8 protein-coding genes are annotated in these 14,338 nt (G+C 46.5%); all 8 read left to right on the forward strand.

The annotated features are described in order from the left end of the window. Positions 1 to 8 precede the first annotated feature (8 nt). The 8 genes from ACFVSO_RS21760 to ACFVSO_RS21795 all read left to right on the forward strand — a co-directional run bounded on the left by ACFVSO_RS21760 (position 9) and on the right by ACFVSO_RS21795 (position 14,329). Positions 9 to 3,479: a peptidoglycan DD-metalloendopeptidase family protein gene (locus tag ACFVSO_RS21760; RefSeq protein ID WP_387477462.1), complete on the forward strand. Its 3,471-nt coding sequence runs from the start codon at positions 9 to 11 to the stop codon at positions 3,477 to 3,479. Positions 3,480 to 3,565: 86 nt separating this feature from the next. Continuing rightward, the gene (locus ACFVSO_RS21765) at positions 3,566 to 3,985 is read left to right on the forward strand and encodes a hypothetical protein (RefSeq protein ID WP_387477465.1); all 420 of its coding nucleotides are present in this window, start codon (positions 3,566 to 3,568) and stop codon (positions 3,983 to 3,985) included. A gap of 2 nt (positions 3,986 to 3,987) precedes the next feature. Continuing rightward, on the forward strand, positions 3,988 to 4,374 hold the full coding sequence (locus tag ACFVSO_RS21770; protein WP_387477467.1) for a Low copy number virion structural protein: 387 nt from the start codon (positions 3,988 to 3,990) through the stop codon (positions 4,372 to 4,374). A 15-nt stretch (positions 4,375 to 4,389) separates the two neighbouring features. Continuing rightward, the gene (locus ACFVSO_RS21775) at positions 4,390 to 7,050 is read left to right on the forward strand and encodes a PKD domain-containing protein (RefSeq protein ID WP_387477469.1); all 2,661 of its coding nucleotides are present in this window, start codon (positions 4,390 to 4,392) and stop codon (positions 7,048 to 7,050) included. Positions 7,051 to 7,095: 45 nt separating this feature from the next. After that, complete coding sequence (locus ACFVSO_RS21780) at positions 7,096 to 8,526, forward strand: hypothetical protein (protein WP_387477471.1); 1,431 nt, start codon at positions 7,096 to 7,098, stop codon at positions 8,524 to 8,526. Between the two features lie 53 nt (positions 8,527 to 8,579). After that, positions 8,580 to 10,391, forward strand: coding sequence for a hypothetical protein (locus ACFVSO_RS21785; protein WP_387477473.1), 1,812 nt, complete (start codon positions 8,580 to 8,582; stop codon positions 10,389 to 10,391). A gap of 41 nt (positions 10,392 to 10,432) precedes the next feature. Then, positions 10,433 to 13,234 carry a hypothetical protein gene (locus ACFVSO_RS21790; protein ID WP_387477475.1) on the forward strand — a complete coding sequence of 934 codons (2,802 nt, stop codon included), beginning with the start codon at positions 10,433 to 10,435 and terminating at the stop codon, positions 13,232 to 13,234. Positions 13,235 to 13,273: 39 nt separating this feature from the next. Next, a complete protein-coding gene (locus ACFVSO_RS21795; RefSeq protein WP_387477478.1) occupies positions 13,274 to 14,329 on the forward strand; it encodes a cell adhesion protein in 1,056 nt (351 codons plus the stop codon). The last annotated feature ends 9 nt before the right edge of the window (positions 14,330 to 14,338 follow it).

Below are 14,338 nucleotides of genomic sequence, written 5' to 3' on the forward strand. Positions count from 1 at the left end.
TGATGTAAGTGGCTTACGTATCGAACGTGAACTACCCTTCAAAGCAGTTGCTCCAGGGGATTATGGAGCGTGTGAATGCGCTTGGAAATAGCCCTAAAGTGATTATAGAATTAGACAAAATGTCCTACGTACGGGGCTTCCGTAGAAAATACGATGCCGTTCAGTACGTTTACGATAGCGCTGTTACTGACTTGCTATCTATTGATGGTGCAGAGAAACTTACTAATTACGTAGACGGGACTTATATCACAGCACCAACAGAACTCCGAAATACGGCAATGTCCATGCCGATAAAGTCTAGCTCTACAATGAACGGCAAGAAAAACGATAATCTTCATATCGAAGGAATGAGGATAACAGACTGGCATGAATCTGACCCGCGATGCTCCCGTAAGAAGCATGGGGGAATCGACCTTGACCTTGCCATGAATGACCCTGTGTATGCTGTATGGGCGGGAACGGTCACCTATGCTCAGACCAATGGAAGTTACGGCAAGGTGGTTTACGTCGACCACGGAAACGGTTGGCAGACTAGGTATGCCCACCTCAATACGATAGCTGTTAGCAAAGGTGATAAGGTTGTCGCCGGTGGGCTTTTGGGTGGCGGCGGCAACAGTGGTCGCTGGATTTCCAGTGGCGGCGGGGACGGCACTCATCTTCACTTCGAGGTCAGACTGAACGGAAATCACTTGAACCCAGAGCCTTTTCTACGCGGTAAGAAGAGTATTCAATTACCTAGCAAGACAACGGCTGTAGATTCTAACGGCGGTGGCACGGTTATTCAAGATGCTTCTGGAAGCTATATCTCCTACTCTATGGAGGCTACTGCCTATGTAGCCACCTGTACGGGCTGTATTGGAATCACAAAAGGAGGCACAGATGTTCGTTCGTGGAAGGATTGGCGAATTATCGCTGTTGATCCGTCTATTATCCCACTAAAGAGCAAAGTGGAGTTGATTGTAAATGGAGTAAGCTGGGGAGAGTATCTAGCTGATGATACGGGCGGCGATATCAAAGGCAAGCGGATAGACATTCTCATGGAGACCGTATCCAAGTGTAAGGAATTCGGTAGACAGCAGGTGGAGGTTCGTGTCAAGTCTTGGGGAGACGGCAAGACCCGCACGGCAGATGCTACGGGTGAGATGGGAATCGACAAGGAAATCGTCACTTACCAATACAACAAGACAACCTCCAAGCAGACATACTTTAAGGATTTCACTTCCAAGCAGACGGGACTTGATGTTAAGAAGTATACTACGCAGGATGGTGTCGAGCAGCACTTGGTTGTAGACGACAAGAAGCAGATTAACGTACTCGGCTTCAGGGGTACGGGCGGCGCAGGTCAGACCAAGACCTTGGTATTCGAGCACGACTGGTTTAAGGCAGGAAACTTGGGATGGGCTTATTACGCCGATCTTGAACTGGACGATGTGGTCATTGTTAAGGTCAATGATTACGAGGTAGCCAGGATTAGCGGAGTAGGTGCAAAAAACGGAGTGGCTTATCCTCCATCTATACCGATGCCTAAAGGACATAACAAGGTCGAGGTTACGTTAGCCAACTCTTCTAAATCCTCTGTCGGAAAGTTCGGAATCCTGTGGTTACGTGCGAAAGAGTTCGATGTTGAGACGGTAGAGACCAAGACCTTGTGGGACTTCGAGGATAATATGAGCAGCGCTAACAAATGGACTCCTTACGGTACGGTTGTCCAGAAGGATAAAGGAGACTATCAAGCGATCTCTACTAGCGGAGGCGAAGCAGGGATTGAACGGCTAAGCAAAATTAAGAAGTTTCCGTTCACAATAAACTTCAGCTTAAAGGTATCGGAGGGCACTAGCGGAAAGTTGGTCGTAAGCAATGGAAAGAAAGGTTACGTGCTTAACCTGAGGTCAGATGAGATTTACACAACGGGCGGTGGTACTTACGCAATAGATAATACCTCTGACTTTGTGGAGTATACGGTCGTGTGTCATGACGAAACAGACATTGACGTGTACGTGAAGATCAATGATGTCTGGGTTAATACGGGTATCCGTGGAGTAGGGTTCGACTACGCTTATACGAGCCGCATCCTATTCGCGGTGACATCTGGAACAATTTATCTGGATGACATTAAGTATGCATTCAACGACTACGCTATTGAGCAGTTTGCTACACACATTGCCGACACTTATAAGGAAAAGTGGTATGAGGTCGGTGAGTTCGTATATGAGAACATGTACACGATTGATGTTGATGTAATGAACTGGGAGGTAAGCACGCACCTTGACTCTTCTTCTGCGACAGCCCGAATTACTTTAAACAACGCCACAGGCATTTACTCACCTAACTGGGAGAGGACACCTGAGTTTCCTGATACCTATGACGTAGATAGGACTCCGCTGACTTATTACGAGGAAGGAGAATTGCGTCACGTTGTCAGTGAGTATACCCCAATAAGGATTTATGCTGGATATGGGGAGGATGTTGTCCGTATATTCACGGGGATGATTAAGGGAGAAATAACGGAAAACTCCGACGAAAGAACGGTATCCTTTAGTTGCGTGGATAGGTTCGATATGCTGGAAGAGTTTTTCTTCTACAAGCCGATGCATTATCCTCCTGCCGACTCTTACGACGGCGATAGCGGCTCATTCTCTTGGATTAAGTCAAGTATCGTGGAGGACATTGTAGTAGCTTCTGGCTTCACAACATGGAAGGTACACGCTGAGGACTTCGCTAACCCTGACTACGTAATCGAGGACACGGTATATGTTGACGTAAACAAAGGAAATAACACGTTCATGAAGTTCAACAAGGCAACCGGTGAACTCGAAGCCGTAACACAAGAGAACATCATGGAAGTGGGCGGCTGGCAGAATCCGTTCGTTGCCAATGTAAGCTTCCCAACAGGCACACGTGCTTCTGATGCATTAAACTCCTTGATTAACGATATTCCGTACAGGATTTATTGTGATAGATACGGTACGTTCAGAATGGACAAGATGAACTTCCTTGACTCTCCTGACTGGGCAATGGTGGCAGGGAAGAAGTGGGAGTTCCTCGATGGAGAGAATCTGCTGGAAGTAACCTCTTCGACTGATTACTCAAGGGTAAGAAATCATTTGATGATTTCTGGAACGGCAGGTCTGGTCGAGCATTTCTTTGATAGGTCGTTGATTGTAGCCACGAAGGGTAATATCCGAACGGCTGGTAACAGCTTGAACTGGATTGAAGAGAAGGATGGGGCTTCAATGCGCGGGCTGAAGCAGGACGTAGCCAACAAGATTTTCTTCGACTACAAACGTCAGGCAAGAACGAAGAATGTTGTGGTGAAAGGAAACCCTCTCATCGAACTACTGGACTCAGTATACGTATATGACTCCAAGACGTACACAGCTAACTATTATCTCGTCAAAGGTAATAGATTAGTAGGCAACAGCCAAGGCATACTCAATTACCTTGAGTTGACTTGGCAGTCGCTATCCAATGCAGGGTAATCCATAAAGCAGGGCAGTTACGTCTATGACGCTAATTGTGCCCTGCTTTTTCTTATAATGCTTTTGTAGAAGGTGAGGTGGACTCTATGGACAATAGAAACTTTGTCAACTCTAACGAGATTTATCCCATACTCGACTTAATCAGAAGAGAGATGCAGAAGTCAGGAATATATACGGGCGGCGATGATTTGACCATCATCAACAAAGCACCCGCAGAGCCTAACGTTAAAAATGTTGAAGCCCGTAGAGAAATGACTGGGAATGAGGCGCTTGTAACGTCAGTGGTTTATACCTACGACAACGGCGTCATAGAAGTTTTAACATTGTTCCGTGACGACAACCTAATCGTTGACGGTTTTTTAATTGAGTTAACTTATCCTACAAGGATAAATGCAGAGATGGAAGAAGAAACGGACATCGCATCTTTTAGCTCCATTAGAGGGACTATTATCAGAGAGAACGGGTTATTTAAGAATCTGGAACTCGACTACGTGAGGGCGGTGTAACCATGTCAAGTACGGCTAATTTTGCAAGTTATTTGGTAGGCGGCAGACTAGACCCTCCTTTCATGCCGACTAAAACAAATCCGTTAATTGAAGGGATTATGGTAGAGTCTACATCGTCTGGAAAGGTACAGCACGTCCTGACCATCGAGGAAGACTGCGAGTTGTTGTCGGTAGCAGTGGGTGTTTCGTCTTATGAAGCAAGGGACTACTGGAACTTGTACGTAGGGAACAGACTCGTATGCAAAAATATTTACACAAAAGACCTGCCCGAAGGGATGTACTTAACGGCAATTATTCCATGCAAGAAGGGAACGCAGCTTCACTTCGAGTTCTTCAATGAGGGCGGCAAGCCAAAGTATGTTTGGGCAAACTACCAAACACTTAAATAGAGAGGAGGTGAAAATATGTCAGATTCCGCATACCAACCAACCCCATGGTTAGACACCATGCTTAATGAAGAGTACTTACTGGAAGGTCTTGCAGGCATCTTAATCAATAACGGATGGACTAAGGTAGCAGAGTTTACTAGAGTGACTTACCACAACAAGCTTACAAAGCCAACCATTAAGCGGCTCTATCTGCCCCTATCTAATCCAGAAGTCGATATTCCAAAGGTTCTTTACGATGACTATTACATCTACCTTGACGGAGAGATTATGCCGACGTCCTACTACAAAGAAATAAAGAATAATAATGGGACGACGACGATTAGATTTGAAGAAGGGGTCTCTGGTCAAGTAGCGATATTCTACAGTGTACTTCAGGCAGATGAGGTTTTCGACTTCCACGTGTCCAAGCACATTGTTGTGAAGAACATCTCTGGTCATATTTTTGGTATGGCTATGGCGGCCAAAGTATCGGATCAGCTTATTGCTACACACTGTAAAGTCCCCTTTGCTATCTATCATAAAGATGCTGACTACGGTACTCAGTTGACCCCACAAGATAGCGGCATATTTTCATGGGCGATCCAGAAAGCCAGCGACGATAACCTATATGAGAGACACACCCTACATTTCTACCAGCTCGAAAAGTGGATAGGAAATGGGAAGCAGCTAGTAGGTTGGGATAATGTCTCAGAGCTGAGAAGGCTGTCTTTGGATGTCGAGGTCCAGACAAGCATGTGGGGGTTGGACAATGATACTAACGCTCTGCAATTCAAAGTGACGGACAAGTTCCCTCAGATGTACCAGTCACCGATTGTGGCGGCACGTACAAGAATACCGCAGCTTGAGCATATAGAGAAGTTTGCTGGAATTGATGTGAAGTACACGAACTGGTGGGAAGACAGTAAAGTGTTCATCAAAGGATTCGTAGACGGAAGGTCAGTCATGCTAATCATCTTAGCAGATACCGCGCCTATATGGGACAGCAACGCCGTTCCTGCCATACCACTTTATATGGGGGACTTTGATGTTAGTGGTTCGCCAGAAGAGGTCGTAAAAAGGGATATCACGTTTGACTTCTCAAGAAGGACTACGAGAACGTCTACATTGATCTCTAGTAAGCCAATGGTCAACGATGGCTCATATGTAAGGGTTTGGCTGATGGGCGACACGGATGGCGACATGCCTGACGAGAAGGTAGTGCTGAAGATTGCTGGGCAGGAGATCAAACAGTTCGTCACGGCGAGGGCGGAAGAGCCGACAAATGACAGGAACGATGCACAGTATATGGGACAATTTCCTATCACTGAAATCGAAGGAAAGAACTCTGTCACAATTGAGGCTGTTAGTGGGGATGGGGTAAGTGGATACACGCCAGTTGCCGCCAGGATGTTCCTTGAAGTAGTTATCCAGACGGCAAAAAACGCTGATGGTACTCCTTCTGCACTTTTCTCAGGGACAGCGTATAGCAGGGACAGGGATACCTTAGAGCAATCACTGAAGAGGTCGGCAGAGTTCGATTATGACGATGTAGGACTCAAACAAGAGATAGTTTTCCCTATCCTGAAGGATTACCCGCATTACCCAAGTAATGGGGTGGATTCAATTATGGTCAAGCGTAATAAATACGGAGCTAGATATCAGGCTCACTATTTATCGTGGAACGTCCCATCCAACATTATGCCGCCAGCACGTCAGAGCGCTGACCGACATAAGCATCCAAGGGCTTGGAAAAACTCAGAGAGTGATTCGTACAAGTACCAATTTAGTCCGTCAAGGTACAGCGGCAAGGCGCATTCGTCACGTGCCCTAGTCATACATCCTGAAGATGGCGCGTTCGGAACACTGAGAAACGTTATTTTGACCTCGCCCCTAACTATAATGAATGGTGACGAGCTAAAGGCTGTCAGAGATTATTGTGATGACGAAAACAAGTATGAAGTCTACTCCTACTATTTAGTAGAAGGAATATCTCCGCTAACTACACGACCTGCTACGGCATATAGACCTGCCGCTATCGGAATCTTGAAGGCGGGGTACACGCTACCTAATATTCCTCCGCCACCTCCTGAACCGCCGCCGTTGATCGTTTCTATCGACCCTGTGAGTTCTGTGGTAGAAGAAGGAAGTTCAGTGGCGTTTACATCTATGTACAGTAAGCATTCACCTATCACCAACTACAAGTGGGAGATAGTAAGCAGTGTGAACAAAGGAAGCTATGACGTGGACAGAGCCGCTTATACGTTCAACAACGTTGGTACGTTCACAGTTAAGTTTACGGTATGGAACGAGTTGGGACAGAGGGGAACAGCAGTAGCGGTTGTTACGGTGAAAGCCAAGCCTGTACCTCCACCGCCGCCACCTCCACCGCCACCTCCTAACACATTGCAATGCGGGTTATCTAACGACTCAGGCGGCGGTATTAGGACAGAGAAAAACCATGAAATGGGAAGTAAGGCAGGGAACGTAATCATCTCTTACAACATGATGTATGCCCCTGACCGAATGGATGTGTACTACCAGAACCAGCTACTGGCTAGTACGAACGCAGAGGTTTCTGGTACTGGTTCACTCAGGTTTCATTACAGTCCCGTAGGGGGCGTGACTCAGATTAAAGTCATTATGACTTCATCTCAGTCCGGAACTGCGTGGCAATATACGGTAAACTGCCCGGTCTAATGACGGGGCTTCCCATATAACCATAATAGAAGGGGTGTTATATAAATGGCATTCATCGACACAACACCTGCTTCCTTTACCCCAAAGGTGACTGAAGCAGATTTGCAAGTAAGACTTGGTGAGTTACTTGCAACGCAAGGATGGAAGGTAGCCGCAAACGTCAAGAAAGTAATCTTTGACGCCAGATGGACAAAGCCAAACGGAGTGACAATAAGCACGACTACGGTTCGGAACACAGTAGCAGAGCATTTTATCTATAAGAATACTGAAGGCAAAATGTTCGGGGTAGCGATTGCGGGTACTTGGGAAATGACTATTGGGGCTATGAGGGCTATCAATAAAGACCCTAAAGTCATTCCTGCACAAGAGTTCGCAGACTGGGCTACTAACCAGTTCAGGAGCTTTCGTGCTCCCCATACTCTCTATATGTACATGATTGAGAAGACTTCTGGTCTTATCGAGAATAACCCCGACATCGTTCTCATGTGGGACGGTAGTGAAGCGGATGCCCAACTCAGGGCAGCTTTGGATATCGAAGCTGAGAAAGCCGAGTGGAAGACTGAAGGCTCTCCTACAGGGACTTATACGATTACGGATGCGAAGCTTGACAGAATGCAGTCTCCAATCATGACGGCGGGGCTTCGGACAAACCTTCTGGATAATTATTACTCTTCCCAACTATCAGCACCTGCGCAATTTACGAACTGGTGGTACGACTCGGAACTGTCCATAAAAGGACATATGACGGGGACAAACCTGTTCCTGATTATCCAATCTGATAACGTACCAGCACCTGAAGGAAACCTTGTGCCGTCTATTCCTCTATACTTCGGAAAGATTGATCCTATTGAAGATGGGGACGAAGCTTATGCGATGTTCGTAGGTTCTGTTCCTCGAGAGGATAACATTGACAAGATTGCAAAGTACGACTTCGACAATACGACTAGGCTTCCTAGTATTCTACCGTTGTTGAAAAGCTACCCTAAACACCCTGCTAACGGACTTGACAGCGTAATGATGAGCCGTTCTAAGCTCGGCTCACGCTATCAAGCGTACTATCTGTCGTGGAACGCTCCACCGAACGCTATTACGCCAGAGAGAAGTAAGGACGGAAAGGACTACCCAAGGGCGTGGAACGGGGCGGAGAATCCGTTGTACAAGTACTCGTTCAACCCTTCAAGGTACAGCCAGAAAGTACACACTTCTAAGGTGTACCTGATTCATCCAGAGGAAGGTGTTCGGGGGTCACTTCAAGGCACGATTGCATTGTCCGCATTGTCTTTCAATGCGAATAAGCTCCGTGTCCGTAAGGAACTTTGTCCGAATGAATACGATGTTTTCCGTTACTTTTTGGTTGAAGGCATATCGCCATTTACCAAAAAACCTGCCACTCAATATAGACCAGCAGGTATCGGACTGTACGTAAACACGGTGAATGAGGAAGGCATTGAGATTGCGCCATCACCATCCCCGTAACAACCATGCCGCCCGTTGGGCGGCAGGTAATCTAAACAAGAGGTGATAGATATATGTGGTTCGATAGTGATTCTAACATTCAAGAACTTCCGTTAGAACTTGAGAAACTGTTCAACCAGAACGGATGGAATACATTTATTAAATATCGTTCCGTATACAAGAACACCAAGTTCGCAGACGTTCGTCTCTTCCGTTCGAGGGGTAGTGACGGTCAGGTAAGAAACTTCGGAATGGTGTACGGATACGGAACTAAAGCTAACGCCAACCTTGGCGAAGCTGATTTTATCTCTCAGAACTCCGTTCTCGGACAGCTTTCACAAATCAGCACGACTAAGGGCTTACAGTTCAGAGTATTCCCTGTCAAGAAAGACACTGTGATTATCTACAAGAACGGTGTAATTGTACCAGAGTCAAGCTATACGATTGATGAGTTCAAGGGTCAGGTTCTCATGCAGGAGGATATTGTCCCTACTGATAAATACACGGTTTCCTATGAACCTGCTCAGATTGCTCCACGACCACCAAAGAGAATGTACTTCTTCACTTTTGATGATGTGCGAGGCGAGAAAATTGTACAAGGTATGAGCGGTTCAGTATATATCGGAGACCCTGAATCTATTTTACCTGACGGTGACGGAACACGTAAGATTTTCCCAATCCCTACCACGGCTACAATAAAGGAAGGGACAGTAACCCTGTACGTCAATAAAATACAGGCATTGGAGAATACCTACACCGTAGATTACTCATCCAACACGATTACGTTCACTGGTATCGCTCCTTTACCGGGTTCGGAATTGAATGTGAGCTACATTAAGGTACTTAACCCGACAGGAACAGGCACACTCGACTACGGAGATATTGCGGTGAAATCATTTGACCCTGATGACAGCACTGCACTGCTGAACGCAACATACACAGCGCTTTACTACCTGTATCCGTCATTACCTACGGCAATCTCCTTTACGCCAATGGATGACTTCTCACGGGGCTGGCAACGGGACTCCACGATGTACTACTGGGGCAATATCAATAAAGACCGCATCGTCATGTTCCTCCGACCTGACCCAACCCCAGGGCCAGAGAACACCTACTACGCCCCTCTATACATCGGGCGTCTAACGACTCTTGGCAAAGAGCCACGAAAGAACAATCTGATTATGTCTGGCTGTCGAACCAAGGATGAGGTTAAGTGGAAGGCAGACATGAAGCTTGGAGCGCTGTACGTGGATTATGGTAACAACACATCTAACGGCAACAGCTCCGTACAGCTTCAGCAGTCCATTGGCGGCACATACTACCAAAGCCATTACCTTGCATTCATCTCGCATGACAAGCTAGTGGACGCGGGTGAAGCTAGATTCAACCCTTCCGTCTATAGTGGTAAGTACCACATTTCCCCTATGTACATTGTTCATCCGAACGATGGATTCGTAGGAAAGCTAGACGAATGCTACGCTGTTCATCCGAAGAACATCTCCCAGCTTGATGAGTTGGAGGTCGTAGAGACTGCTGAGAACGAAGACTTGGGTAAAGGTGACGGAGTTAAAGCAACATTCCACCTGTCCCACAGACCTTCTATTAAGGACGATGGTACGCCTTTCAATCTCAAGGTGAAAGTGGATTGCGTGGAGATGGTTTACGGTACGGACTACACGATCGAACTTGAGACTAAGGCGATTACGTTCGTATCTGGAAAAATTCCTGCGGCGGGCGAAGAAGTCATTGCGACATATGACTACAAGCAGATGTATCGCTACACACTGGCTGATACTCCTGTAAGCCCGTTAACGTTGGCTAACATGTCTCCGTTCGCGCCAATCGGATTGGGTATCCTTAAAGAAACCTTAATCAAGAACCAATAGACGTGGTAGCTAATCTAATAAGTTAGGGGGTAGGCGGTGAAATGCTGAACGGTAAAAAATCTTACCTTCTCAGTATCACCGCCCTTTTTTCTGAAAAGGGCTATGAACTGGTAGTAGGATTGAACTACTTAGTTGACATAAATAATCAGTATCACTTGACTGCCCCTATCATTAGTACATACAGGGCTTTCATAGAGGATACCATGAAGAGTGCAGGTAAAGTATCAAGCACTGCCACTGGGACTTTCGGTCAAACATACAGGGCTGATCTTGCATACGAACCTGAAGGAATAGAGGTTGAGACCGTATTGGCAACGGTGGTCAACTACCTCAATGATATACATGGATTATTGAGTGGAGAATCTAGTACGCAGAAAGCACCTATTGCTGAGTTCGGTGAGCATTTTAAAGTAAACATGATCGACACTGCTAATGCCCTCATTGAAAGCGGTGCTGACTTTAAACGGAAAGATACCTTAGATGCCGAGTACACGGAATTCACTAACAGCAGTGACGTTGCGATAAAAGTCAGCCTGGAAGAGCAGATCATCGTGGATGAGAAGATGAAAGACGTGGGCGTACAGGCTTTATCTTCAACAAAATATGTCTATGATGTTTTGGACATGTGGGAAGTAGAGGACTTTGCTCATTCAGAGAAAGTTGTATCAGAGTCATTTGCACCGATCAAGGAGATTTTAGCGAACGAGCGGCAGAAGGTTTCCCAAGATGTAGAAGCTCTTAGTGACACTCTCAACATGAGTAAGGAGTTTGCGGCAGAAGTTGAAGACTTCACAGGAGGTTACAAAGACGAAACCTTTCAGGGAGGAACAGAGGTTGTCAGGTTCTCGCACACCAGACGATTGCATGAGACGGTGGACGGCGAAATCGAAGAGTTCTCCAATACTCCTAATGTAACAGGGGATATAAAAGAAGCAATCATTCAGGATTTCACAGCAGGGGAGTCCATGACTTCCGAAAGTGAGGTCGTTCTTGAATCCTTTAGATCCGTTACGGGCAGAGACGCCGAAGCAAGCAGACCAGAAGACCTAACGGAAGCTCCTACGTATACTGCTGGATTGGCTGAACTAATGGAGCTTACAGATGTAGGCATGGATAGTGCTGTTGATGCTGAACTTAACGACTACCAAGCAGCAGAGAGTCATTCGGATGCGGGCGGTTATGTAGATACTATAGGATTGGCTGAGAATATCAAGCATACCGTGGCCAGTGACCCTGAAGTAACTAAGGTAGCAAGATTGATGGAAATTATGTACGGCTCTAAGGTATTTGAGTACATCGAGTCAGGTATCGAGGAAATCGTCATGAATGCATCTCAAGGAGACCTATCAGAAGCAACGGTTTCCATGATTAGAGATTCCGTTCTTGAAGAAGTGCAAAGGGCATCCGGCGGAAACAGAATGGACGCTGTGGAACACGGGACAGAAGTGGCAGAGCCTAGCGGCGACATGCAGGGTGTGAGGTACACCACAGAAGTGGCAGAGCCTAGCGGCGACAGGCAGGGTATGAGGTTCACCACAGAAGTAGCAGAGCCTAGCGGCAGAGTAGAAGCTATAGAGAATGTCCCTGAACGCGCTGAGACACAATCACCGTTTGTAGGCGTAACTTACCTTCCAGAATACGGAGAAATGACCGGAGCAGGTAATCAGGCTTTTATTCACGATATCGGTAAGGCTATCGCTCAAGCTAATAGTAAGCTTGCAGAACGACACAATCCTGAATATGCCACAAACACGATCTTCGGGGACGGTGTTTTACAGGAGACTGAGGTCGCTGAAACTGGGTTGACAGATATCAGGTCTGACCGACATGTTACTGAAGTCGGTGAGTATCACGATAGGTTCAATGACTACGTTGTACATGAGACGGAAGTTGCCCAGTACAGAGATATCTTCACGTACCAGAACGAGAATGACAGTACGAGGGCGAAACACATCACGGAGTACGAAGCTGTTGGTCAGGAAACGGAAACAGCTTTCTACAAGGACAGGGACTTCGAATACGTTACTCACGGAGACACGCTTGCCTATTCCTCTTCTAACTTTGATGCTACATCAGAAGAAACTCGTTACGCCAACGTTGAAGCACCTAACCATGATGCTATCCTTCATGAGATTGGGCGGGGGGATGTTCTTGCTCCTGAGCAAGATAGTATCTTCCACCAGACTGAGGTTGCTGAATCAGTTCATGTAAACGATGTTGTTATCGACCGTGGGGACGTAAGCAAAGGCGAGACCGTACTTGACTCTGTTAAACATGAGGACGGTTCTACTTATATTGGAGATGTAATCATGCCAGCAGTCATGACTGAAACAGAGGCAGGGCAGAGCGAAACAGTACTTAATGCAATTACCCATCAGGGAATTGATGCGGATAATGTCCTGTCGGTCAACGGTGGCGAAGTAGAAACCACGATTGAAGCAGACAGTGTAGTGTCTACTGGCGGGGCAGATGTTGAGGATCTATCAGAAGCCCTCCGCCAAAGAAAGACTCTGGAAACGACAATCCAAGAAGACACTGACTCTAGCAGGAAGCGTGTTCAAGTGGAGACAGCCATTGAAGAGTCTGCCGATGCAGAGCGAAAACGAATCGTACATGATACTGATATCATAGAATCCAGCGAGTCCAGTCGCATAAAAGAAGCTATCGAAACAACCATCGAAGAAGGCGAGAACGGCAGTCGTCACAGAGTAATTGAGACAGAGATTGCGGAAGCAGAGGAAGGTAAGATGATTACGCATCCTGAAAGCAAGAAGTCTCGTCTCTGGTTGATTATCGGTAAGATTGCTTCTTGGAGCATCTGGAACTGGAAGAAGACGAGGTAGGTGAGATAGTTGGGTGTATATAAGAGGTCAAGCGGACTTTTGTTCGATGACGGGTTTGATAACGGGGGTGTCCACTCCCGTTATACCCTTTCCCCTACGAATACAGGTTACTTGGATACAAGCTCAGGGCAGTTCATCCTAAACCACACAGAGGACGATAACCTCATGCTCTTCGACATACCCGACAACGAGTTTAATCTGTTGCTGGAAGTGACCGCAGACTACATTCCTACAGAGTACGGAGATGAGGGCGGCATTGTTGTATGGAAGGACGGGGAGTCACGAATAGAGTTCCTAGAAAGTATGGACACTGCAATACGCGAGTATAGTAAGTGGAGAGCGCTCCGTAAAGGAAACAGGTGGACGTTTTACGCTGACCGTGGTAGTGGTTGGGAACTGTTTGATACCGACTCTCTAGTGGCAAGCAAGCTTGGGGTAGTCTTGAAAAACAAAGACGTTAGCAGCTACGTTCCAATGAAAGTAGACAGGATGGTTCTTTGTAAGAGCGATAAGTTGACTGTGGGTAATTTACCTGAAGGGTTTACCGTATATCTATGCGACCCAGGTGGAGACTCGGTAGCTTCTGCCACTGTGGAGAAGAATTGGACAGGTGTGGAAATTACCGTCCCTACTATGCCTTACAACGGAATTCTGAGAGTTTACGATACCAACGGTAACCTGGTATCTAGCCTAGGTGCTTTTGATATTTATGGCGGGGACTCATTCCTGTATGGTTCGGAGTTACAAGTCCACTGGAAGGGAAAAGAACTCAACGTAACAGGGGATACGTACTTAGGGACAATGTACGACAATGCCATACTGGTTCAGATGGAATTGGTTAACCCATCGAATACAAAACCAGCATTTCAGGTGAAGATAGGTATTCTTCAATATTTGGATATGTTTGGCTATGAGTGGGTCGAATTGTGTGAGGATGATGGAGCAGATGCGCCGTTAATGAACTTTTCACCATTCCTCGAACTCCCTGAAGTACCGCCAGCAAGCCATTTGAAATTCTGGATGAAGGTCGAGAAGAAAAATGATCACTTCGGAATAAAGCCAATTCATTTCATTTTAGATATAAATCACTTGTAAGGAGGTGGG

It is taken from the genome of Paenibacillus sp. NPDC057967, assembly GCF_042887015.1.
Taxonomy (GTDB): Bacteria; Bacillota; Bacilli; order Paenibacillales; family Paenibacillaceae; genus Pristimantibacillus.